The sequence below is a fragment of the Escherichia sp. E.sYA108 genome (assembly GCF_011754335.1).
Classification (GTDB): Bacteria; Pseudomonadota; Gammaproteobacteria; order Enterobacterales; family Enterobacteriaceae; genus Escherichia; species Escherichia coli.
Genome location: NZ_JAAQVZ010000001.1, coordinates 2,953,177 through 2,974,700 on the forward strand (window position 1 = coordinate 2,953,177; position 21,524 = coordinate 2,974,700).

The window sequence follows — 21,524 nt, forward strand, 5'->3', positions numbered from 1 at the left end:
AATTACCGCCCTCATTAAGAGTCACCAAGGTGGTTAACCACAAACCCCGCATCGGTAAGCCATCCGTTGCGTTTACATGGGACAGAGTAAAAAATTGAATAAACAACCGAGTTCGCTTTCACCGCTGGTGCAATTGGCGGGAATTCGCAAATGCTTTGATGGTAAAGAGGTCATTCCCCAGCTGGATCTGACTATCAACAATGGCGAGTTCCTCACGCTGCTTGGCCCTTCTGGCTGCGGTAAAACAACCGTTCTTCGCCTGATTGCAGGTCTGGAAACTGTTGATTCCGGACGCATCATGTTGGATAACGAGGACATCACCCACGTTCCGGCGGAAAACCGCTACGTGAACACTGTTTTCCAAAGCTACGCACTTTTCCCCCACATGACCGTGTTCGAAAATGTGGCCTTTGGGTTGCGCATGCAAAAAACCCCCGCTGCTGAAATTACGCCCCGCGTGATGGAAGCCCTGCGGATGGTGCAGCTGGAAACCTTCGCTCAACGCAAACCGCATCAGCTCTCTGGTGGTCAACAGCAACGCGTCGCCATTGCCCGCGCGGTGGTTAACAAGCCTCGTCTGTTGTTGCTGGATGAGTCGCTCTCAGCGCTGGATTACAAACTGCGCAAGCAAATGCAGAACGAGCTGAAAGCGTTACAGCGTAAGCTTGGCATTACATTCGTGTTCGTAACTCACGACCAGGAAGAAGCACTTACTATGTCGGACAGGATCGTGGTGATGCGCGATGGTCGCATTGAGCAAGACGGCACGCCGCGTGAAATCTACGAAGAGCCGAAAAACCTGTTTGTTGCCGGGTTTATTGGCGAAATCAATATGTTTAACGCCACTGTCATCGAACGTCTCGACGAGCAGCGCGTACGCGCCAACGTTGAAGGCCGCGAATGTAATATCTACGTTAACTTCGCCGTTGAACCGGGGCAAAAACTGCATGTTCTGCTGCGCCCGGAAGACTTACGTGTTGAAGAGATTAACGACGACAACCACGCCGAAGGGCTGATTGGTTACGTTCGCGAGCGTAACTACAAAGGCATGACGCTGGAGTCGGTTGTTGAGCTGGAAAATGGCAAGATGGTGATGGTCAGCGAATTCTTCAATGAAGACGATCCTGACTTTGACCACTCTCTCGACCAAAAAATGGCCATTAATTGGGTAGAAAGCTGGGAGGTCGTACTGGCTGATGAAGAACACAAGTAAGTTCCAGAATGTAGTGATTGTCACTATTGTCGGTTGGCTTGTGTTGTTTGTCTTTCTGCCCAACCTGATGATCATTGGCACCAGCTTTTTGACCCGCGACGACGCCAGTTTCGTCAAAATGGTCTTTACGCTGGATAACTACACGCGTCTGCTCGATCCGCTCTATTTTGAAGTGCTATTGCACTCGCTGAATATGGCGCTGATCGCCACCCTCGCCAGCCTGGTGCTGGGCTATCCTTTTGCCTGGTTTCTGGCGAAGCTGCCACACAAGGTGCGTCCGCTGCTGCTGTTTCTGCTGATTGTTCCGTTCTGGACCAACTCATTGATTCGTATTTACGGGCTGAAAATTTTCCTCAGCACCAAAGGCTATCTCAACGAGTTTTTGCTCTGGCTGGGCGTTATCGATACACCAATTCGCATCATGTTCACGCCTAGTGCGGTGATTATCGGTCTGGTTTACATTCTGCTGCCGTTTATGGTGATGCCGCTGTACTCCAGTATCGAAAAACTGGATAAGCCGTTGCTTGAGGCGGCGCGCGATCTCGGTGCCAGCAAGTTGCAGACCTTTATCCGCATCATTATCCCACTAACGATGCCGGGAATTATTGCCGGATGTCTGCTGGTGATGCTGCCAGCGATGGGCCTGTTCTATGTGTCCGACCTGATGGGCGGTGCGAAAAACCTGCTGATCGGTAACGTCATCAAGGTACAGTTCCTCAATATTCGTGACTGGCCGTTTGGTGCAGCCACCAGCATTACGCTGACTATCGTAATGGGCCTGATGTTGCTGGTTTACTGGCGCGCTTCTCGTCTGCTGAATAAGAAGGTGAGCGAATTAGATGATTAATCCTTTATATTCAATGCATTAAGTTTGTTTTTGAGTGGTTTTGCCGTTTAAGGTAACGGCGTTATAGATCCTATCAAAATCAATCAATTCCATTCTGGTTTTGGAGAAAGATTTTTCGAGAGCTTCGGTCTTTAACTAAAACTGATTGCGTATAATCCCAATACCCCTCCCCGACTATCTGAATGGTCGGGGAGGCACTTCAAGCACAAAATATCATCCCTGCGCCGTTGATTACTCTGCAGGTGAAGTCGGCCACTCAATATCAGGTGCAGTTGATGTATCAACACGATTCAACAATACCCGATATTTATTCCATGCCTCCAGCAACGATCTTTCTTCCGCCGTTGCGATTTCCAGATCTACAGCATCCTGCAGTGGCGCAATATACTCACTGAATTCCTGGATGTGGAACTGTGTGGTGACGGTCTTCCAGTCATTCGGCTCCTGCTGTATCGAAGCATACCAGGCTATTTCAATATCGCTATGCTGCGGCAGCATTTAACCCCTTGTAATTCATCGCCATAATTGATTTAATTCACAAATAAAACTATAACATGGTGAAATCAATGAAAAAAAACACAGATGATGGGGCTAAAATTTACACACCACTTACCCTAAAGCTTTATGACTGGTGGGTTTTGGGAGTATCAAATCGGCTTGCATGGGGATGTCCTACAAAGGAACACCTTCTTCCACACTTTCTGGAACATTTAGGTAACAACCATCTGGATATTGGCGTTGGAACTGGGTTTTACCTTACTCACGTACCTGAGAGTAGTCTGATATCTTTAATGGATTTGAACGAAGCTAGCCTGAACGCGGCATCGACAAGGGCTGGGGAATCAAAAATTAAACATAAAATTAGCCATGATGTTTTTGATCCTTATCCCGCGGCGTTACATGGTCAATTTGATTCCATTTCCATGTTTTACCTTCTTCACTGCCTGCCTGGAAATATATCTACAAAAAGCTGTGTAATACGCAATGCGGCGCAGGCCTTAACTGACGATGGAACTCTATACGGAGCCACAATTCTTGGTGACGGCGTTGTGCACAATAGCTTCGGTCAAAAACTGATGCGCATTTACAATCAGAAAGGCATCTTTTCAAACACAAAAGATTCCGAAGAAGGCTTAACACATATACTCTCAGAGCATTTCGAGAATGTTAAAACCAAGGTTCAAGGTACTGTAGTAATGTTTTCCGCTTCAGGGAAAAAATAGCATCCAACCGCAGCACGTTCTTGCTTAAGACGTGCTGCGGCATAATCCCAATGATTACTCCCTGACAGGGTTCGTAGGCCACTCAATATCAGGTGCAGTTGATGTATCAACACGGTTCAGCAACACCCGATACTTTTTCCAGGCTTCCAGCAATGAGGTTTCTTCCTCCGTTGCAATTTCCAGATCTGCAGCATCCTGAAGCGGCGCAATATGCTCACTGGCTACCTGCATCAGGTTGTTTTTTGTTTCTTCCGCCTCCCGGATCCGGAACAGTTTTTCTGCTTCCGTATCCTTCACCCAGGCTGTGCCGTTCCACTTCTGAAACTCCCCTTCCGGCGATAACCAGGTAACATTTTCCGGTAACGGACCGAGTTCAGAAATAAATAACTCGTCCCCTGACGCTACGTCATAAACCGTTTTCCCCCGATGGTCTTCAACGAGATGCCACGATGCCTCATCACTGTTGAAAACAGCCACAAAGCCAGCAGGAATATCTGGTGGTGCAATATCGGTACTGTTTGCTGGCAGACCTGTATGAGGCGGAATATATGCGTCACCTTCACCAATAAATTCATTAGTTCCGGCCAGCAGATTATAAATTTTTATGGTCCGTGCTTGTTCACTCATTCTGAATGCCATTATGCAAGCCTCACAATATAGTTAAATGCGATGTTTTTGACGGTGTTTTCCGCGTTACCCGCAGCGTTAACGGTGATGGTGTGTCCATGTGAACCAATCGCAACGGAGTGCGTATGCGCACCAATACCTACAGTATGTGCATGTGCGCCAGAACTTGCTGCAGTACCAGACAGCGAGTGGGTATGAGCACCTGCTGACTGTGTCTGAATACGTTGATAATACGATCTATAGGAAGAAGTCTCCGGGCTTACTTGATACTGTGAATTCTGGACATAAGTGAACCCACCGCCATCATAAAATGCTAACGCAGAACCGCCGCCTCCTGGCCAACGAATACCATTACCATGAGTATGAACACCGGCAGACCCCGTAGAGCCACTCAGACTGTGCGTATGCGCCCCGGTGTTATTCGTGGATTTAGTGCCGTAATCAAACGACGATGTGGTTTTCGTCCCCAAATCCGTACTGGATGCGCTGGCGCTGTGGGTGTGCGATTTTATGCCGTCCTGTTCCTGAGACAATACGGCCCGGCCACTGGCGGGTTTGCCCTTGATTGTCCAGCCGCGCATATCTGGAATAACACCTGAAGGATAGGCAATAGCCAGTTTCGGATATGCTGCCTTATCAAACGTCTGCCCCTGCATGATCGCATAACCTGCAGGTGGTGTATCTGATGGCCACGGCAGCGGAACACCTGGCGGAAACGCTTCAATATTTGCCGAGCCGTCAAATTTTACGCCGTTAATTGTCCTTGCAGTTTGCAATTTGGTTGCTGTGCTTGCATTACCCGATAAAGATCCAGTGATACCACCACTCGCGTTTAATTTAGTTGCAATTGTAACATTGCCAGTATGGTTACTAATTATAAACGGCCTTAAGCTATTGTGCGTACCAAGACTGTTACCCGAATCTGTCAACATAAAATATGTGTTTGATCCATCATTTCGGATAAAGAATCCATAGTTGCCATAGGCAATACGCAGACCATTTGCTGACCTTGAAATAACCTCACCAGCAGCAGTTAAACCACCTGAAAGAGTCCCTCCAGTTAATGCCAATGCCCCAATATTTGAAGGGGTCAATGTGATATTTGCACTACCATCAAATGACACACCGTTAATCGTTCTGGCTGCCTGAAGTTTCGTGGCGGTCGCAGCATTACCTGTAGTGTTTTGATTACCGGTAGCGTTGACTCCAGGCAAGTTGATATCTGCCGATCCATCAAATGCCACGCCCCCAATCTTACGTGCTGTCTTGATCTTGGTCGCAGTATCTGCGTTTCCGGTCAAATTACCAGTAACACTACCACCAACTTTTAGTCCATTACCGATGGACACCAACCCTGATCTTAAGTTTATAGAGAATGGTCTTAATGAACCGATGTCTCCATTTTCCCCCTCCCCTTCATTAGTCGGAATAAGATGAAGATGATCTTCGGAACGCCTAAAAATAAGGCCAAAGGCTTGGTTGAATATTCGAAGAGCATTTATCGTGCTGATTTTTAACTGCCCTCCCATTGTGTCGCCAGTTTTTTGAACTGAACTATCTTTAACAGTTTTAACTGCCTTTGGCGTTGCCGCCAGCTTTTCACTGGTGCTGTTTGTTGCACTGCTGAGCTGTACTATCCCCTTTTTCGTCGTGCTCGCATCCTCCAGCGCCACGGCGGATGCAATATCCTCTGCCCGTTTTGCTGCTGTCTCGGCGCGCGTTGCCGCGGATTCAGCAGCAACTTTGCTCTGAGATGCAGCCGTCGCACTGCCTGCCGCCTCTGATGCTTTCGTTGTTGCTGTCGTGGCACTACCTTTCGCTGCTGACGCTTGTCTGGTCGCCTCATCTTTTGAAGCAGACGCAGATGATGCCGATGACGCCGCTGAACTGGCTGACGATGCGGCTGCCGCCTTAGAGGAAGCAGCATTGTCTGCTGAAGTCTTTGCATTTGTTTCAGAGGTTTTTGCTGCAGAAGCAGACCTCGCTGCTGCAGTGGCTTGCTCAGTGGCTTTGCCAGCTTTCGTTGTGGCTGTTGAAGCGGATGATGCGGCGCTTTCTGCCGATTTTCCGGCGGCGGTGGCACTGGCTGAGGCCTGCCCGGCACTTGTTGACGCGGCACTGGCAGATAATGCAGCCGCTGTTTTTGAACCTGCCGCAGCTGAGGCGCTCTGTCCCGCTGCTGTTTCAGAAGACTTAGCGTTCGTCTCGGACGTTTTTGCCGCCTTCGCGGAATTTCCTGCCGCCGTTGCCGAGGAAGCTGCACTACTGGCACTTGATGATGCATTCGTTTCTGAAGATTTCGCTGCCTCTTTTGAGGCCGCCGCACCCCGTGCCGAGGTGGCAGCTTCTGACGCCTTCGTGGTCGCTGTGGATGCAGAAGTGGCTGCCGATTTTTGTGATGCTGCGGCATTCGTTTCTGACGTTTTCGCGGCACTGGCGCTGGTAGCTGCCGCGCTTTTTGATGACTCTGCAGCAGCAGCACTTTTTGCTGCTTCACGGGCCTTTGTCGATGCCGTTCCTGCGCTGGAAGACGCTGACTGAGCCGACGACGCGGCCTGTCCGGCTGACGTGCTGGCGGCACGTGCTGAGGCTGCAGCATCGGTTGCATGAGTTGCCGCCTCGCTGGCTGATGCACTGGCATCGCTGGCTGATTTTTTCGCGGCTGCCGTATTCTGTGCAACCGCGGAGGCGTTACGTGACACCTCTTCCACCATCTGCTCAAAGCGGCGCAGTGCCTCCGGTCGGACATCATCCTCCGTCATGGCACCGAGAAAATCATTCAGCGTACCTGGTCTGGAACCTTCATAGACGGTAATGGTCCCGGCATGTGAAGGCGGAAAACCTTCAACCAGCAGGGTGACGCTGTACTGGCCATGCTCAACATCCATGCTGTAACGTCCGGCTTCATCCGGATTTTCAGAGGCCACCGTGTTCACCACCACCGTGCTGCTGGTTCGTCTGGCCTTCAGCACAATGGTGCAGTTCTGTACTGGTTTTCCTGTGCCATCTTTAAGCACGCCAGAAATTTTTACTGTCATACTTTTCCACCAATAAAAAAAGCCCGCAGCAGTGACGCCACGGGCTTCAGGACAGTGTAACTTTACGTTTCCTCAAACGCAGTTCACCCCATAAGGTGGATGAACCTGCGTATCATAACAATATTTACAGAAGATAAATCGGCGTCTGTTGTCAGAAACGGTATCCGATACCAACAATAAATGCATCCGTTCGCCAGTCGCCACTACCGGAACCTTCATAAGCAAGGTCAATGGTTACGGATTCGGTCGGGTTAAACTGCACGCCAGCCCCCCACGCCAGAGACGTGTTGCTGTGGCGACCGTCATCACTTCCGGTCAGCACATCGTGCGTTTTCCCCTTGTTGTCAGTTACGCGGAGATAATCCCCGGAGAAAGTCGACACACGGCTGTAAGCCACACCCACCATCGCATACGCGCTGAACCATTCATTCACGCGTACAGACGGCCCCGCCATCACGCTGAACCAGCGGTTACGCACGGAATCTTCATGCCAGCGGGTATCGCTGTAGTGCGTTTTTTGCTCATCCTCAGCATTGGCATAACTGAAGGACGTAATCAGCCCCAGCGCGTCCGTAAACTCATAACGGTATTTCACGTTAATCCCGTTCAGATTATCGCTGCCGGGAGCGTTCGTACGGGCATGAAGATACCCCGCGCTCAGTGTGGACTGATGTTCAGACGCCCATGCAGGCGCACCGGATACGGACAGACAGATGGCTGCGGACAAAATGGCTGCACAAACTTTACGCATAATTACCTCTCGCTTTTCTGCAATAAAAAAGGCGCCATTTCTGGCGCCCGTATTGGGGTTATAAAATTCAGCTAATCGTGATGCCTGCAGTGGCTTTCTTCATCACAACAACCAGCAAATCGCTGATACTTGCTGTGGGATACCAGCCATTTACCCACCATGCTGATACAGAAAACTCCAGCGTCATGTGGCCGCGACCAGCAGGCATATCAATAACACCACTGTAAATCAGCGTATTATCCAGCGCGGTACGGTTATAAATTTCAGCACCGTTTTTCCGTACTATCAGGCGGCATGACGAATAAGTATCGCTGTTCTCCCGCTCATGTCTGGCACCGCTGAAAGCCACCGCCGGAATAACAATCTGCCGGTTAAACGGCTGATCGTCATAAACCCTGACGGTAATGGTTCCTGATGGCCAACGCTCCGGTGCACGGGAGTCACGGGGGAAAGCCTTACCCACTGTTTTAACGAGATCGCCTTCAATCTGGTTTGCAGACAGTTTCCCTCTGATGACACAGTTCTCGTTAATGGTGACATTATTGAGCGTGCCGGTATTCGCCGTGATGGCTCCACTGATATCCGCATTGCGGGCTGTCAGCCTGCCATCCGGCGTCAGGGAAAACGTAGGAGGATTGCCGGATGACGTGATGCTCACCGCAAACAGTCGCTTCAGGAACACGTCGTTCATGAACAGCTGATTCCCCTGCGCCACAAACAGCGGCGTGGTGTTGCCGTTCTCCGGGGTAATCATCGCGATACGGTCCGCCTGCAGCAGAATACTGCTCAGCGTCTGACCATCAACATCCTCAATCCCCGCGCCAATCCCGGCCACATAGGGAATACCGTTTTTTGTTTTCTGCACCTTCAGCATATACATGGCATTCAGCTCATTGCGCGTGTCTGACTGAACCCGCTGGATTTGCTGTATGGTCACGGCCTGGTCACCCAGCTTTTTATCCGTGGTCGAGGTAATTTCACTCCCTTTTTTATCCACGTACTGGCGGACCTGTGCTATCTGTCGGGCGTTTTCTGACTGCCCCTGGCTGACAGTCTGTGAGATTTCACTGCTCACCCGGTCCACTTTCTGGCTCACCTGCGCGATGGCCAGTGTCTGGTCCTCATTCTTTTTCGCAACCAGCTGCGTGAGGCTGTTTTCCGCCTTCCCGATTTTCCGGGTCACTTCTGCGATATCCGTGTCCATCCGCTGACGGATGTCTTCTTCCAGTTGCGTGACCTCCGTACGCAGCGCTGAAGCATCAATGCGCTCTTTCAGTGCCTGGCCCAGAAGCGTCTCATCTATCAGCCCCCGGAAAATTTCCAGATACCCTTCACCATCATTGCTGGGCTGCCCGCTGGCTTCCACAAAAGCAGATTTTCCCACCAGGTTGACGCTTCGCACGTAAAACCAGAAATCCGTCCCCGGCTTAATCCGGCTCCCATGGACAGTCCACTGACTGCCGGTCCCCAGATAACGGGCAGATTTTTCCACCTGTGCTGTGTTCGTGATGCGTTTTTCTGAGAACCAGAATTCAAACTGTACCGTCGGGTCATACACCGCAAGACGCGGGACCGCCGTTATCTGAAAATACCCCGGCGTCAGCTCAATGGTGGCGGGTTTTGCAGGTGCGTTAATCCTGAACGTGGTGGTGGCCGGTTCGCCCTGCTGGCCATAACTGTTAATCGCCCTGACCGTCAGGGTGTATTCCCCCAGTGGCAGGCCGCTGAAACGGTGCTCCGTGTCTGCGGTGCTGGCGGTGCTCACCAGACGGCTGTCTTCTCCGCTTCCGCTGGTCAGACGCAGACTGAAGCGCACACCCTTCACCACCCGCGGCGTGTCCCATTTCGCCTGTGCCAGATACTGACCGTCAGCTGCACTCACCTCCACCGTCAGGTGCTGCACTGCCGGTGGGATAACGCTGTTCAGGGTGCCTGACTGCGGCTCAAAGCGGGCCCCGTTATCCACGATGGCTTCTTTTTCAGGTACGTGCTGCACCGCCGTGATGGCAAAGGTGCCGTCCGTGTTTTCCCGGATGGAGACACAGCGGAACAGGCGACGACGCAGTGACGGCAGGGAGAGTCCCCACACACCGTATGTCTCCACACCATCCGGCAGGGTGCTGACCTGTATCCGGTCAGGCGCGGGGTGTGCGGTGATGGCCACGCTCGCCGGCTTACCGCTGCCGTTAATCAGATTAACAGTGGCCGTGCCGGTCTCCGGCAGTGTCACCTCCCGGTCCAGCGTCAGGGTACGGCTGGCGGCATCGATGGACAGGACACGTCCGCCGGTCATGGTCCCGGCATAGTCGTTATCACAGATTTCAATGATGTCACCGGGTGTGTGACGCAGCCCCTGTGACCCGAGCGTGAAATCCACCGTCTGCGTTTCCAGCAGTTCGGTCTTTATCACCCACAGCCCGGCACGGTGGGCCTGACCGCGGCTGGTACAGCCGAACGCGTCCATCTTCAGCAGGTTGCGTCCGTAGCGCAGTATGGCTTCCGGGTCTTCCACCAGTTCCGTGGAGGTCTGCCAGCCGTTCTGCGGGTCGGTGTAATTCACCTCCACCGCCGTGTGCCGGTCCTTCAGGGCACTGAAGCTGTAGCGGAAACCCACGCCGTTATCATCCACCACCACATCGCTGCTGGTGTACGGCCACACCACATCCGACGGGCGGTCCTGAACGAACGTCAGCGTCTGACCGTTCCATACCGGCATACAGCGCATCGCAGAGCAGAAATCACTGAGAACGTCCCACGCCTTACGCTGTTGTGCCAGGTACGCATTAAAGGTCATCCGCGGCTCGGTCCCCCCGAAACCATCCGGGACCGTCTGGTCGCAGTACTGCCCGATGGCATACAGCGCCCACTTGTCCACATCCGCCGCCCCCAGACGTTTTCCCATGCCGTAGCGCGGGTGAGTCAGCATGTCCCACAGGCACCAGGCCGGGTTGTTGCTGTATGCCGGTTTCAGACTGCCGTCCCAGATACCACTGTACGTGCGTTTTTCCGGGTCATAGTTTGACGGCACCTGGATGATGCGACCGCGGATATGGTAGTTCACCGTCATCTGCTGGCCGCCGAACTGCTCCGCATCCACCTGCAGCCCCACAATGGCCGTGTTCGGGTAGCACTGTTTCACATCGATGATTTCGGTGTATGACGACCACAGCGTCTTATTCTGCAGCTGGTCCGTGGTGCTGTCCGCTGTCTCCCGGACCATCCGGATGTTAAAAGGACGGGGAGGCAGATTATCCAGAATCACCGACGCCAGAAACTGCGAGGTGGTCTTGCCGTTAATGGTGACATCCTTTTCTGTCACCCAGTTACCGTTACGCTGTAACTGAATCAGCAGGCGGACGGATGTCGGGTTTCGGTCACCCTTTGACGTGGTCTGCACCAGTGACTGCACCCCGAAGGTAACCCGCAGGCGGTCAATGTTCGCGGACGTAATGGTGCGCGTCACCGGTTTTGCCTTCGTCACTTCCACGCCCAGTCCGGTTTCAGCACCGGAGGACTCAAAGCCTTCCGGTGGTGTCTGCTCCTGCTCCCCGGCGCGCCAGACCGCCGTCACACCGTGTATCACGGGATTACCGTCCGTGTCCGTCAGCGGGGTTTTGTTCACCAGGATACTCTGCAGTCCCTTCACCGGACCTTCTATCGGTCCCTCACCAATCGCATCAATCACGCTCATCATCTGCGTGGATTTGAGATTATCCTTCGCCTCACGAGGCGTGTGTGCCTTACCGCCACCTTTTCCCATACAGCCTTCCCCTGAATAAATTAACCGCCACTTGCCATTCCGTACAGAAGTCGGATATCCTTCGCCCGAAAAGCATGAAACACATTTCTGCCATGCTAAAGAGAAACCCCGGTATCAGCAGATACCGGGGTTTTCTTTCATGCCCACCGATAATCCTGTTGGTTAAAACCGGTAATGGCATAAAAATTCTGAATATCTTCACATTTTCACAAACTGACTGTGGCGCGTATAATTTCTCTGCGTTAATTTTTTTGTCGTGATATAAGAATAATTCCTTACACTTAATCTTCGTAACTCTCCCGCAGTTCCTGTCCGCGATCACTGCGGGATTTTTTTATTCTTTTTACCCCTGCCGCCCGATAACCACGACCTTTCCGCCCCCGCCTTCATCACGGGTGCTGATGTCCTGGGATATACGGCGGGAGCCAACCAGCATTTCCCCGTAAGGCACCGGCATCGGGTTCCCCTGGGCAATCATGTTATCCAGTGAGGAAAAGTACGTGTTCTGTCTGCCGTTATCCGTTGCGCGGTAATCCGGTGTTTTTGCCTTCGGGGCCAGCATCTGGGCCACACCGCCCAGAATCATGCTGGCTCCAAGTGAAAACAGCATCGTGGTGGCAGAAAAACCACCGGCTGCCAGGGCTGAACCCCATAACGCCATTGATGCCCCGGCAGTGAAGAAAGAGCCCACGATGGCTGCCGCCCCCAGCACAATCTGCAGTCCACCCTTTCCGGCCCCGGCCAGTCGCGGCACAATGTGGATGACCGTTCCCTCACCCAGCTGTTCGTGAAGACGGGCGTACACCGCCTCCGGTGCCGTGTCATCACCGGCAATACGTATCTGGTACCAGCCTTCGTTCATCTGACGGCGAAAGCCCGGCATCTGCATCGACAGGGCGCGAATGGCTTCCGCTGCCGTGTTCACATACAGGCTGAGGCGGCGGCCAAATCGTTGTAAATCCCCGTGAAGGCAGATGCGTGCCAGTGGCGGTGACGCCAGACTGAATGCGTTCGTCGTTGCCATTTTTCGGAATACCTCTCCCGTTTACTCAGTTGTTCAGGCAGATGGTGAAGCAGCTCACCGTTGCCGCAGTAAATGGCGGCATGGTTCGGTACCGAAGCACCAAAGCAGCACAGCAGAATATCGCCCGCCTGTGCAGAGGACAGGGGCACCCGGTAAAAGCCGGTGACCGCCATATTGTCCAGGTAAAGGTTCTGACCGTTGCGCCACCAGTCATCCTCGCGATGAAAATCCGGCATTTCAGTCCCCGCCAGATGATAAGCATCCCGGAACAGCGTGTAACAGTCCGTCACCCCGTGCTCAAAGCGCCGTCCTGTCAGATGTGGCACACAGCGGAATTTGTGAATGTCACCCCGGCAGACCAGCCACCAGGGCAGTGCGCTTTTTATCTGCAGCCGCCGGTCAGCCTCGCTCAGCCAGGGCAGCCCACCGGGATGACTGTGGACCAGTGCCACAATCTCCCCCTGCATCTCTGCCCGCAGCCAGTCTTCCGGTGCGATACGAAAATACGCCTCCGGCTCTGCGGAAATATTCACACAAGGGATATACCGCTCCCCCTCCGGCGTGCTTATCACGAAGCCGCACGACTCCGCAGGCGCACACCGCCGGGCATGTGCCAGAATCGCTGATTCAGTCTGTGTCATAAACCGGGATTTACTGCGAAAGTTTATTAATGGAAAGGAAACCGCCAAAATTGCCGACATTCCTGCGCAGTTCACACCCGCGCATGCACTTGCTGCATCTGTCCTTACGGATATCCGTGGTGGGTTTATCGAACTCATCCGCCACAGCCCCGCCCGTGTAACCACACTCATCAGAGCGGTAGGTCCACATACAGGTGTTCGCCAGCATGATACGACCGGGAAACAGCGCCCCGTCCGTCTCGGTCGGTGTGGCCAGCACAAACGAGGCCGTCATGGCTGTCAGCTGCGACATCTGCTCCACCACCCAGCGGTCACTCAGCTCCTGCTCCGGGTCCGCCTCCGGATTGCCCGCAACGAAATTCACCGCATCCAGAAAACGGGCATACACCCGGCGGCGGACCACCGTGGCCCCCACCAGACTCTGCAGGTCTTCCGCCATCCCGGTGACCAGACCAAACAGATTGGACACCGTCAGCGATGGTCTGGCACTGCTGCCCTTCCCGTTCATCTCAAAGCCACTCCCCTCAATCGGGTACGCCTGATATTCACGCCCCTGCCAGGTCACCGGCTCCCCTTTTTCATTCAGCTCATTGCAGAAAAAATACCGCTCACCGCCCTGCACCGTCAGGTCGATTTCCCAGAGTACCACCCGCGGTGACTGCTCTGACTTAACCGACTCGTTCAGACTTTCTTCGTGAATATCCTGCATCAGTTCACCACCTGCTTAAACTCCGCGCTGAACTCAACGCGCAACATCCCGACCCGCGCAGACCACCCGGCACAGGTCACCTTTATCTGCCGGTATGCATAGGGTGGCTTCCACAAAAATGCCTTCCAGCCACCGTGCTCTGCCAGGAACGCTTCCAGATGCCGGGCCTCCTCCCGGGTCACGGAAAGCGTCACCCTGTATGTTTTCAGGTCAGCATTCAGCCCTGCCGCCATACGCTGTGAGTACCCGTCACCAAAACGCACTTCACGCACCGATGGCTGCGAGTTCACCTCCATATCCGGCTTCACTTTCCAGCGAAATGTTTTCATCGCCCGCTCCCCGATAACAGACCGCCATCACGCAACTGCAGCCGGAGCTCATCCTGCGCACCTTTACGGGCCATCTCATACACCGCTTTCATCAGCTGCGGCCCGGCCTGTCCGTTGATACCGTCGTTCTGAATCACCACGTGATTGTTCTGATTAAAATTAATGCCTTCGGCCCGCCGCATCTGCGCCGGACTTCCGGCAGCACCCACATACCCCCCTTCCGCATAGCCCCGCATCAGGCGGTACAGGTTCCCGACACCAATCCGGCTGGTTGCCTCCTTCGTGAAGACAAACTCCCCGCGGTGGACAATCCCCGCTGGCTCATATTTGCCGCCGGTTCCCGTAAATCCTCCGGTCGCAAAATGGAATTTCGCCGCAGCTGCCTGAATGGCTGTACCGCCTGACGCGGATGCGCCACCACCAACAGCCCCGCCAATAGCGCTGCCGATACTCCCGACAATCCCCACCATTGCCTGCTTAAGCAGAATTTCTGTCATCATGGACAGCACGGAGCGGGTGAAGCTGCGCCAGTTCTGCTCACTGCCGGTCAGCATCGCCGCCATATTCTGTGCAATACCATCAAAGGTCTGCGTGGCAGCACTTTTTACCTGCGACATACTGTCCGTGGCACTCTCTTCCCACTCACTCCAGCCGGACCTGAGGCCTGCCATCCAGTTCCCGCGAAGCAGGTCTTCAGCCGCCCAGGTCTTTTTCTGCTCTGACATGACGTTATTCAGCGCCAGCGGATTATCGCCATACTGTTCCTTCAGGCGCTGTTCCGTGGCTTCCCGTTCTGCCTGCCGGTCAGTCAGCCCCCGGCTTTTCGCATCAATGGCGGCCCGTTTTGCCCGTTGCTGCTGTGCGAATTTATCCGCCTGCTGCGCCAGCGCGTTCAGGCGCTCCTGATACGTAACCTTGTCGCCAAGTGCAGCCAGCTGGCGTTTGTACTCCAGCGTCTCATCTTTATGCGCCAGCAGGGATTTCTCCTGTGCAGACAGCTGGCGACGTTGCGCCGCCTCCTCCAGTACCGCGAACTGACTCTCCGCCTTCCACAAATCCCGGCGCTGCTGGCTGATTTTCTCATTTGCTCCGGCATGCTTCTCCAGCGTCCGGAGTTCAGCCTGAAGCGTCAGCAGGGCAGCATGAGCACTGTCTTCCTGACGATCGCCCGCAGACACCTTCACGCCGGACTGTTTCGGCTTTTTCAGCGTCGCTTCATAATCCTTTTTCGCCGCCGCCATCAGCGTGTTGTAATCCGCCTGCAGGATTTTCCCGTCTTTCAGTGCCTTGTTCAGTTCTTCCTGACGGGCGGTATATTTCTCCAGCGGCGTCTGCAGCCGTTCGTAAGCCTTCTGCGCCTCTTCGGTATATTTCAGCCGTGACGCTTCGGTATCGCTCTGCTGCTGCGCATTTTTGTCCTGTTGAGTCTGCTGCTCAGCCTTCTTTCGGGCGGCTTCAAGCGCAAGACGGGCCTTTTCACGATCATCCCAGTAACGCGCCCGCGCTTCATCGTTAACAAAATAATCATCCTTGCGCAGATTCCAGATGTCGTCTGCTTTCTTAAACGCAGCCTCTGCCTTAATCAGCATCTCCTGCGCGGTATCAGGACGACCAATATCCAGCACCGCATCCCACATGGATTTGAATGCCCGCGCTGTCCTGTCTGCCCAGGTCTCCAGCGTGCCCATGTTCTCTTTCAGGCGGCGGGTCTGGTCATCAAACCCTTTCGTTGCGGCCTCGTTCGCCGCCTGCAATGCCCCGGTTTCATCGCCGGAACGCTGCAACTGAGCAACATACGCAATCTGCTCCGCCGTCACGTTATGGAACTGCTTCGCCATCGCAATCAGCCCCGACGTCGGGTCAGTGGTCAGTTTTCCGAAAGCCTCTGCAACCTTGTCCACCTCCACACCGGATGCAGAAGCAAAACGCGCGACACTCTGGTTGATGGCATCAAACTGTTCACCACCACGCACACCGGCATTCACCATGGCTGCCAGTGACTCACTCGCCTGGTTAAACGTCAGCCCTGCGGCCTGTCCGGCTCTGGAGAGCGTCAGCATGCGATCGGCAGTCAGTCCGGACTGATTACCGGAAAGAACCAGGGTTTTATTAAACGCTGAAAGCGTGGAATCTCCCTGGTACCAGGCGTACACCAGCGCACCTGTCGCCACCGCCAGCGAGGTGACCCCGACCATCGGCAGGGTGATCGCACCGGCAAGCCCCCTGAACATGGGGATCATCCCGCCGAAGGAGTCCTTCACCTGACCGCCCTGTTGCAGCAGGATCAGCCAGGGATTCTGACCACCGGCAAGCTGCGTGGCGATATCCGTAAACTGTGCGGGCAGGGTTCGCATGGCCGCTTTATACTGCCCGACGGAAATCCCTGCTTTTTGTGCAGCCAGCGCCTGGCGGCTCAGCCCCTGCTCAACGACAGTTGCGGTTTTTCTGGCGTCAGTATCCAGACCTGAAAAATGACGCCTTACCCGGCTCATCTGCTCATCGAAACGGACCGCATCCAGACTCAGGTCAATAACAAGATCACCAACCGGCTGGGACATATCTCACACCTCCCGGAATCCCCGCTGAAGCCATCATTAATGCGGCATCATCCACCATGACATCCGCCACATCCGCAGACGATAAAATATCGCCCCCTCCGTCCCCACCGAACCGGACGCCTCCGGCAAGTCCTGCCGCTTTCTGCATCAGCATTTTGTCCTCATCCGGCCTCTCCACCTGCTCTTCCTCATGCCGGGGGACAAGCAGACTGAAATCAGAGGGATGCATATCCGGATCGCAAAAAAACAGGCTGAGTACAGCGTACGTCAGCCCGGAAAAATGCATATCCAGCTGGGTATCCTGAAAATAATGCGTGCGGTAAAAACGGTGCCAGTCGGCATATTCGGTGGATGTCATCCTGGCAAGCATGGCGCGCCAGTCGGGTCTCCCCATCTCACGCGCCAGTCTGAGGGCAAAGTTCAGCTCACCGTCGAAGACTTTCCCGCAGAAAAATCATCATCAGTCAGCGTGTTATTTTTCGCCACTTCAGTAATATCAGTATCCGGACGAACAGCTTCGATCATCCCGGACAGACGCAACACCACGTCTTCCGCCCGGGCAATGGCATCAGCAGGCCAGGTGGTGAGCACTTCCTGCTCTATCTTCATCACGGCCTCATTCATTGACGGTGACTGCGTTTTCTGTGGATGGTTATGCCACAGGGACATCGCCACCAGAAACGCGCCGGTTCTGACAAGATCTTCCACACTCACCTGCAGGTTGCCGCTGGCTTCAGCCTCTTCTGCCCGCCGTTTCAGGAGGGCAAGATGCTCAATACGCTGCAGCGCAGACAGCTCAGAAAGCGTGACGGATACACCGTTATATTCAAATTGTTCTGTTTTCAGGAACATCGCTTATCTCTCAGCTCTTTAGCCACCCGGCACATTATTAACGGTAATTTCAGCCACCGCAGCAAACTGACCATTACCGGAAATCACAGGGATGCTGACTTTTCCATCCTTAACCCCCGTCACAGTAATCGTCATATCTTTCACGCTAATGGTGGCTTTTGATGGATCGGCGGAAATCGCCCTGAATGTCTTATCCGTTGCATTTTCCGGTTCCACAGTAACGGTCAGGGTGGTTGTTTTCCCTTTTGCCACCGTACCGGATGTCGGCGTCACCTTAATCGCACTGACCGGCGTAATTTTGCTGCGTTCTTCCGCTACAGAAGGTTTACCCACGTTAGTGACTTTCACCGTGCGGGTGATCACTTCTTTCGCCGTCACGGCCTTACCGATACTGCTGACCCAGCCACGAAACACATCCACCGTGCCATTCGGAAAACGGATTTTATAGGCCCGGACATCGCCGCTTTCAAACCAGCCTATAAGCCCTTTCTGACCTTCCTCTCCCGGTTTCCAGGCCAGCGTAAAACTGGTATCACCTGCAGATTTCTGCCCCTGCCCGGTCGCGGTCCAGTCTGCGTCTTCATCATCCAGGTAGTTATCATCGTAGGATTCTGCCGTCATCTCGCCCGGCGTCAGATCCTTCACCTTAGCCAGTCGCTGCCAGTCAGCGTCTGACAACGGGTTTGCATAAGCATCACCCTTGCCGTTGTAAACCCACAGAGTGGTACCGGCACCTTTTACCGGCTCCAGGGGATTTGGTGTTGCCATATCGTCCTCACATCTCGTATGTAATGGAATAAGTCAGATCCGCAGAGCTCCATAACGCCATATCGTCATCACGACGATACTCATAGCCCTGCGTAACCATCGTGGTAATCAGTCCTGCCAGTGCCGGGATCGCAGTCATCGCCGGATAAATCCGGCTTTCCATCCACTGATCAAGCTCTGAATCCGGTACCTGTGCCGGTAAAAACACCTCAATATGCAGTGTGGCCCGCCAGGTATCTGCATCCAGCTCTTCACCGGTATACTCTGCATCCGTCAGATAAACCGCGATCGCAGGAAAATCCTCTTCGTCAAAAACAACGGGGCGACCATCAAACAGCGTCGCCCCGTGTTCATGCTGCTCGAGTGCATCCAGCACTGCAGCACGGATATCAGTGTGTTTCATCGTTTTATCGCAATCCTCAGTTGTTGTTTCAGCGCGGATGCCAGTTCTCCGGGCAGGCGTTCACGCCGGATACGGTCAACATTCTCATCAAACGCCTGTTTCAGTGGGGCCGCCATCGGGATTTTCACCACATCAATAGGGTAACGGTTTTTCCCGGCCACACGCTGCATGACATGCCAGCGACCGTTTTTTAATCGCTGAATGAATGCCCGCTGATACCGATGCTGACCGGCTTTAAGTATGCTGTTCGGACGACGGCCCAGCATCCTGATCCCCAGCTTAATCACTGGAAGATCACCGCGGTTAACGATAATTTTTGCGTTCGGATTTCTGACCGTCGCCCTTTTCAGTCTGGACCGTTCCTTAACCAGTTTCCGGCGTACCTTTGTCTCCCGGGCAACCTGTGATGAAGACTGATTAATCGCCGTTGTGGCCACGCGGTTAATCGTCATTGCTGAAGCCGCCGGAATGGCGTTTTTACGAACCCGGCTCAGATTATCAATCGCCTGATCAAGCCCTTTTATCGCCATAATTTCCCCCTGCGTTTATCGTCGCCGGTTAACAGCGGGTGGTTGCCCACGGTTGAGCCAGAGATAACAGCTTCCCCCGTCATCCGGAGAAACACGATCCACCCAGAACATCTCGCCGTTAATGGTCAGCGTGTCACCACGCCGCACGGCACGCACCGTATCCGTCCGCACAAATAATGACGGGCTGCTTCCTTCAATACGGACCCCGCCACCGGCAAAACCCAGCGACTCCGGATCGTCAAAAACCCCCTGAACTTCGCCGCCACGTTGTGCTCCGGAGGTGAACTGCGCACGGATCCCCATCACTTCAACAATCGTACTGTCCACCCCGGCAAGGGCGGCATCAAAGGCATTCTGAAAATCACGCATAAACAGCCATTCCACCATCAACGTGTGTTTTTGCATCTGAGGACATAATCAGAATCACCCGACCAACATCCGCAAGCTCAACGGATTCCCCCGTTTCACCATCAACGCCACAGAGATGGAGGCAGGTCAGAACTCTGATGCGCGTTAACGCGCCGGATGTTTCCTCACGAACATCATGAGCCGCGGTTTCCCGCTCCCGGATATCCATATTCATAACCTGTACATCATCGCCGGATGACTGCATTTCCTCTTCCCATTCTGCCACCCGCTGCGCTATCTCTGCGGCACTCCCGGATATATCCGGCTCACGCCCCAGAATCAGGGCCAGTTCATCAAGCCGTTTCAGATTTTGCTCTTTCGTTGCCATATCAGCCCCCTGTGAAAAAAGACACGGGGGCATTTCGCCCCCGCTCACGGATTATTTCACCTGTACCACCACAAACTCATCCGGGTCCGGCAACACCATCAGCGGCGCGGACTGCGTCATGGTAAATTCACGGGCGGGATCCCCTACCGTCAGCCAGTGTTTCGGATAACGGGAAGAGGCCACCACACCTTCGGACAACGCCTGAGCATCCTGAATGGCACCGTAACAACGGATCCCATCTGCAGCAGTATTCCCCAGAACCAGCATGCCATCTGGAAGATAACGTTTTTCGATACCGTCTTCTGCTATATAAGACGTTTTCGCCACCACAATGGCCAGATCGCCGTAATACCCCTTGAAGGACACCACTGCGCCCAGATCTTTCACTGCCGTTTCGAGTTGAGAATTTGAACCGCGACGGGTATCCAGTTTTTCGCGGAACAGCTTAAAACCATTCAGAAGACGCCAGACGGTACCGTCCATAATGGCAATATTCACAAGACCGCTGGCCAGGTCGCAGTAGAGGTCAATATCATGTGTAGGATCGAACGTGTCACGATCCTGTTTTGACCACTCCTTACCACTACCCTGAGTGATGTTATTCTTCGTCGACCTGCCAAAATCGACCTCAATTTTCTCGAACTGGTCTCCTTCCATGGTGTATTTGCCATACAACACAGCATTTACCGCCTGCATTTCTTCCACCTGGACAATGGCGTGCTCTTCCTGTTTGAGGTTATCGGTAATGATACGCAGACGGCGGTAAGCCGGATCATTCAGTTGAGATGGATCTTCACCAGGAAGGCGCTCAACCGCCTGCTGGTAATTAAATTCGTGTTTCGGCTTGACGTAGCCCGGACGCAACACGCGGGTTTCACCACCACGATGGCGCAGCACTTTTCCTTCAACGATCGGGGAGACATAGGCCGCCACCGGCGTTTTTCCGGTAATTTTGTCCAGCATCACCTCTTCGGTGTGGAAATTCACCGTACGGCGGAAAAACAGCTCCAGAAATAGCGCACGGAATTTAACTTTTTGTTCGGTATAACCGAGTAACTGGCGGGTCGTAAACAATCCCATAAATCAGTTCCTTTCATTCAGAAATCAGTCAGGCCACCATGGTGGCCTGATAACGTGTTACGGCAGAGCCGCGTGACTCAGGGCTGTGCCGGCAAAGGCATTTGCCTTTTTGTGTTCATCCACACTTTCAGGCCAGTGGATTGCCTCCGTCGCAAAGGTTCCCGACTTGTAATACGTCAGCGCTGTCTCTGTGCCTTCAAGCGGCAGTACCAGTATGCCAACCGCACTACCGGCTTTCTGTCCATCCCAGACCACCAGTTTCCCGGTGGCTTCATCCAGCATCAGGGGCGTCAGAGCCGGTGTTGCAGAAGAAATCCCGCTGCTGCCTGTGGCGGTATGAGCCGGATCATTACCGGCAAAAATACGTACTTCCGCACGCTGTTCAGTGATGGTTTTCGTCACCATTTTGTTAAAACCTCATATTGATGGTCAGCA

22 protein-coding genes and 1 pseudogene are annotated in these 21,524 nt (G+C 53.8%); 3 read left to right on the forward strand and 20 right to left on the reverse strand.

Annotated features, from left to right (window positions below):
• The first annotated feature begins 76 nt into the window (after window positions 1-76).
• Together potA and potB are read left to right on the forward strand one after the other, a co-directional pair.
• Entirely contained in the window at window positions 77-1,213 is a 1,137-nt protein-coding gene (gene potA / locus HBM92_RS14140; protein ID WP_000531594.1) for a spermidine/putrescine ABC transporter ATP-binding protein PotA, read from the forward strand.
• On the forward strand, window positions 1,197-2,060 hold the full coding sequence (gene potB / locus HBM92_RS14145; protein WP_000799413.1) for a spermidine/putrescine ABC transporter permease PotB: 864 nt from the start codon (window positions 1,197-1,199) through the stop codon (window positions 2,058-2,060). Before potA ends, potB begins: the two co-directional genes overlap by 17 nt.
• A 231-nt stretch (window positions 2,061-2,291) precedes the next feature.
• Here potB and HBM92_RS14150 read toward each other — a convergent pair.
• Window positions 2,292-2,465 (reverse strand): annotated as a pseudogene (locus HBM92_RS14150) (tail fiber assembly protein); the annotation flags it as partial.
• Window positions 2,466-2,614: 149 nt separating this feature from the next.
• On the opposite strand from HBM92_RS14150, the gene HBM92_RS14155 reads away from it, so the two are divergent.
• Window positions 2,615-3,283 (forward strand): class I SAM-dependent methyltransferase, encoded by a 669-nt coding sequence (locus HBM92_RS14155; RefSeq protein ID WP_000240997.1) that lies wholly within the window; start codon window positions 2,615-2,617, stop codon window positions 3,281-3,283.
• Here HBM92_RS14155 and HBM92_RS25685 read toward each other — a convergent pair.
• The 19 genes from HBM92_RS25685 to HBM92_RS14245 form a co-directional block, all read right to left on the reverse strand.
• Window positions 3,228-3,365, reverse strand: coding sequence for a hypothetical protein (locus HBM92_RS25685; protein ID WP_001309429.1), 138 nt, complete (start codon window positions 3,363-3,365; stop codon window positions 3,228-3,230). The two genes, HBM92_RS14155 and HBM92_RS25685, sit on opposite strands and share 56 nt — an antisense overlap.
• Window positions 3,338-3,922, reverse strand: a complete 585-nt coding sequence (locus HBM92_RS14160) for a tail fiber assembly protein (RefSeq protein ID WP_000885577.1) — start codon at window positions 3,920-3,922, stop codon at window positions 3,338-3,340. Before HBM92_RS14160 ends, HBM92_RS25685 begins: the two co-directional genes overlap by 28 nt.
• Complete coding sequence (locus HBM92_RS14165; RefSeq protein ID WP_000216487.1) at window positions 3,922-6,948, reverse strand: prophage tail fiber N-terminal domain-containing protein; 3,027 nt, start codon at window positions 6,946-6,948, stop codon at window positions 3,922-3,924. The genes HBM92_RS14160 and HBM92_RS14165 overlap by 1 nt, the downstream gene beginning before the upstream one ends.
• A gap of 151 nt (window positions 6,949-7,099) precedes the next feature.
• Window positions 7,100-7,699: an Ail/Lom family outer membrane beta-barrel protein gene (locus tag HBM92_RS14170; RefSeq protein ID WP_001233154.1), complete on the reverse strand. Its 600-nt coding sequence runs from the start codon at window positions 7,697-7,699 to the stop codon at window positions 7,100-7,102.
• A gap of 67 nt (window positions 7,700-7,766) precedes the next feature.
• Window positions 7,767-11,459, reverse strand: a complete 3,693-nt coding sequence (locus HBM92_RS14175; protein WP_016265923.1) for a phage tail tip protein — start codon at window positions 11,457-11,459, stop codon at window positions 7,767-7,769.
• Between the two features lie 343 nt (window positions 11,460-11,802).
• Window positions 11,803-12,384 carry a tail assembly protein gene (locus tag HBM92_RS14180; protein ID WP_001090032.1) on the reverse strand — a complete coding sequence of 194 codons (582 nt, stop codon included), beginning with the start codon at window positions 12,382-12,384 and terminating at the stop codon, window positions 11,803-11,805.
• Window positions 12,381-13,124, reverse strand: coding sequence for a C40 family peptidase (locus HBM92_RS14185; protein WP_000194711.1), 744 nt, complete (start codon window positions 13,122-13,124; stop codon window positions 12,381-12,383). Before HBM92_RS14185 ends, HBM92_RS14180 begins: the two co-directional genes overlap by 4 nt.
• A gap of 10 nt (window positions 13,125-13,134) precedes the next feature.
• The gene (locus tag HBM92_RS14190) at window positions 13,135-13,833 is read right to left on the reverse strand and encodes a phage minor tail protein L (protein ID WP_001348269.1); all 699 of its coding nucleotides are present in this window, start codon (window positions 13,831-13,833) and stop codon (window positions 13,135-13,137) included.
• Window positions 13,833-14,162, reverse strand: a complete 330-nt coding sequence (locus tag HBM92_RS14195; RefSeq protein ID WP_000847298.1) for a phage tail protein — start codon at window positions 14,160-14,162, stop codon at window positions 13,833-13,835. The genes HBM92_RS14190 and HBM92_RS14195 overlap by 1 nt, the downstream gene beginning before the upstream one ends.
• On the reverse strand, window positions 14,159-16,720 hold the full coding sequence (locus HBM92_RS14200; protein WP_001556919.1) for a phage tail tape measure protein: 2,562 nt from the start codon (window positions 16,718-16,720) through the stop codon (window positions 14,159-14,161). Before HBM92_RS14200 ends, HBM92_RS14195 begins: the two co-directional genes overlap by 4 nt.
• Window positions 16,701-17,114: a phage tail assembly protein T gene (locus tag HBM92_RS14205; RefSeq protein ID WP_000533453.1), complete on the reverse strand. Its 414-nt coding sequence runs from the start codon at window positions 17,112-17,114 to the stop codon at window positions 16,701-16,703. The genes HBM92_RS14200 and HBM92_RS14205 overlap by 20 nt, the downstream gene beginning before the upstream one ends.
• A gap of 26 nt (window positions 17,115-17,140) precedes the next feature.
• Complete coding sequence (gpG, locus tag HBM92_RS14210) at window positions 17,141-17,572, reverse strand: phage tail assembly chaperone G (protein ID WP_001309426.1); 432 nt, start codon at window positions 17,570-17,572, stop codon at window positions 17,141-17,143.
• Window positions 17,573-17,590: 18 nt separating this feature from the next.
• Window positions 17,591-18,340: a phage tail protein gene (locus tag HBM92_RS14215; RefSeq protein WP_000235047.1), complete on the reverse strand. Its 750-nt coding sequence runs from the start codon at window positions 18,338-18,340 to the stop codon at window positions 17,591-17,593.
• 7 nt (window positions 18,341-18,347) lie between these two features.
• Window positions 18,348-18,743, reverse strand: a complete 396-nt coding sequence (locus tag HBM92_RS14220; protein ID WP_000683079.1) for a phage minor tail U family protein — start codon at window positions 18,741-18,743, stop codon at window positions 18,348-18,350.
• On the reverse strand, window positions 18,740-19,273 hold the full coding sequence (locus tag HBM92_RS14225; RefSeq protein WP_000974996.1) for a phage tail protein: 534 nt from the start codon (window positions 19,271-19,273) through the stop codon (window positions 18,740-18,742). Before HBM92_RS14225 ends, HBM92_RS14220 begins: the two co-directional genes overlap by 4 nt.
• A 15-nt stretch (window positions 19,274-19,288) precedes the next feature.
• Window positions 19,289-19,642, reverse strand: a complete 354-nt coding sequence (locus HBM92_RS14230; protein ID WP_001204533.1) for a head-tail joining protein — start codon at window positions 19,640-19,642, stop codon at window positions 19,289-19,291.
• Window positions 19,635-20,009, reverse strand: a complete 375-nt coding sequence (gpFI, locus tag HBM92_RS14235) for a DNA-packaging protein FI (protein ID WP_000201530.1) — start codon at window positions 20,007-20,009, stop codon at window positions 19,635-19,637. Before gpFI ends, HBM92_RS14230 begins: the two co-directional genes overlap by 8 nt.
• A gap of 51 nt (window positions 20,010-20,060) precedes the next feature.
• Window positions 20,061-21,089, reverse strand: a complete 1,029-nt coding sequence (locus HBM92_RS14240; protein WP_016265960.1) for a major capsid protein — start codon at window positions 21,087-21,089, stop codon at window positions 20,061-20,063.
• Window positions 21,090-21,146: 57 nt separating this feature from the next.
• Window positions 21,147-21,494: a head decoration protein gene (locus HBM92_RS14245; RefSeq protein ID WP_000256814.1), complete on the reverse strand. Its 348-nt coding sequence runs from the start codon at window positions 21,492-21,494 to the stop codon at window positions 21,147-21,149.
• Window positions 21,495-21,524: the final 30 nt, after the last annotated feature.

Coding starts and splice junctions, on each gene's coding strand:
- HBM92_RS14165 (WP_000216487.1), bottom strand. CDS start 6,948: ATGACAGTAAAAATTTCTGGCGTGCTTAAAGATGGCACAGGAAAACCA.
- gpG (WP_001309426.1), bottom strand. CDS start 17,572: ATGTTCCTGAAAACAGAACAATTTGAATATAACGGTGTATCCGTCACG.
- potB (WP_000799413.1), top strand. CDS start 1,197: ATGAAGAACACAAGTAAGTTCCAGAATGTAGTGATTGTCACTATTGTC.
- HBM92_RS14155 (WP_000240997.1), top strand. CDS start 2,615: ATGGTGAAATCAATGAAAAAAAACACAGATGATGGGGCTAAAATTTAC.
- HBM92_RS14160 (WP_000885577.1), bottom strand. CDS start 3,922: ATGGCATTCAGAATGAGTGAACAAGCACGGACCATAAAAATTTATAAT.
- HBM92_RS14200 (WP_001556919.1), bottom strand. CDS start 16,720: ATGTCCCAGCCGGTTGGTGATCTTGTTATTGACCTGAGTCTGGATGCG.
- HBM92_RS14230 (WP_001204533.1), bottom strand. CDS start 19,642: ATGCGTGATTTTCAGAATGCCTTTGATGCCGCCCTTGCCGGGGTGGAC.
- gpFI (WP_000201530.1), bottom strand. CDS start 20,009: ATGGCAACGAAAGAGCAAAATCTGAAACGGCTTGATGAACTGGCCCTG.
- HBM92_RS14190 (WP_001348269.1), bottom strand. CDS start 13,833: ATGCAGGATATTCACGAAGAAAGTCTGAACGAGTCGGTTAAGTCAGAG.
- HBM92_RS14195 (WP_000847298.1), bottom strand. CDS start 14,162: ATGAAAACATTTCGCTGGAAAGTGAAGCCGGATATGGAGGTGAACTCG.
- HBM92_RS14175 (WP_016265923.1), bottom strand. CDS start 11,459: ATGGGAAAAGGTGGCGGTAAGGCACACACGCCTCGTGAGGCGAAGGAT.
- HBM92_RS14240 (WP_016265960.1), bottom strand. CDS start 21,089: ATGGGATTGTTTACGACCCGCCAGTTACTCGGTTATACCGAACAAAAA.
- HBM92_RS14220 (WP_000683079.1), bottom strand. CDS start 18,743: ATGAAACACACTGATATCCGTGCTGCAGTGCTGGATGCACTCGAGCAG.
- potA (WP_000531594.1), top strand. CDS start 77: ATGGGACAGAGTAAAAAATTGAATAAACAACCGAGTTCGCTTTCACCG.
- HBM92_RS14245 (WP_000256814.1), bottom strand. CDS start 21,494: ATGGTGACGAAAACCATCACTGAACAGCGTGCGGAAGTACGTATTTTT.
- HBM92_RS14225 (WP_000974996.1), bottom strand. CDS start 19,273: ATGGCGATAAAAGGGCTTGATCAGGCGATTGATAATCTGAGCCGGGTT.
- HBM92_RS14205 (WP_000533453.1), bottom strand. CDS start 17,114: ATGGGGAGACCCGACTGGCGCGCCATGCTTGCCAGGATGACATCCACC.
- HBM92_RS14215 (WP_000235047.1), bottom strand. CDS start 18,340: ATGGCAACACCAAATCCCCTGGAGCCGGTAAAAGGTGCCGGTACCACT.
- HBM92_RS14170 (WP_001233154.1), bottom strand. CDS start 7,699: ATGCGTAAAGTTTGTGCAGCCATTTTGTCCGCAGCCATCTGTCTGTCC.
- HBM92_RS14185 (WP_000194711.1), bottom strand. CDS start 13,124: ATGACACAGACTGAATCAGCGATTCTGGCACATGCCCGGCGGTGTGCG.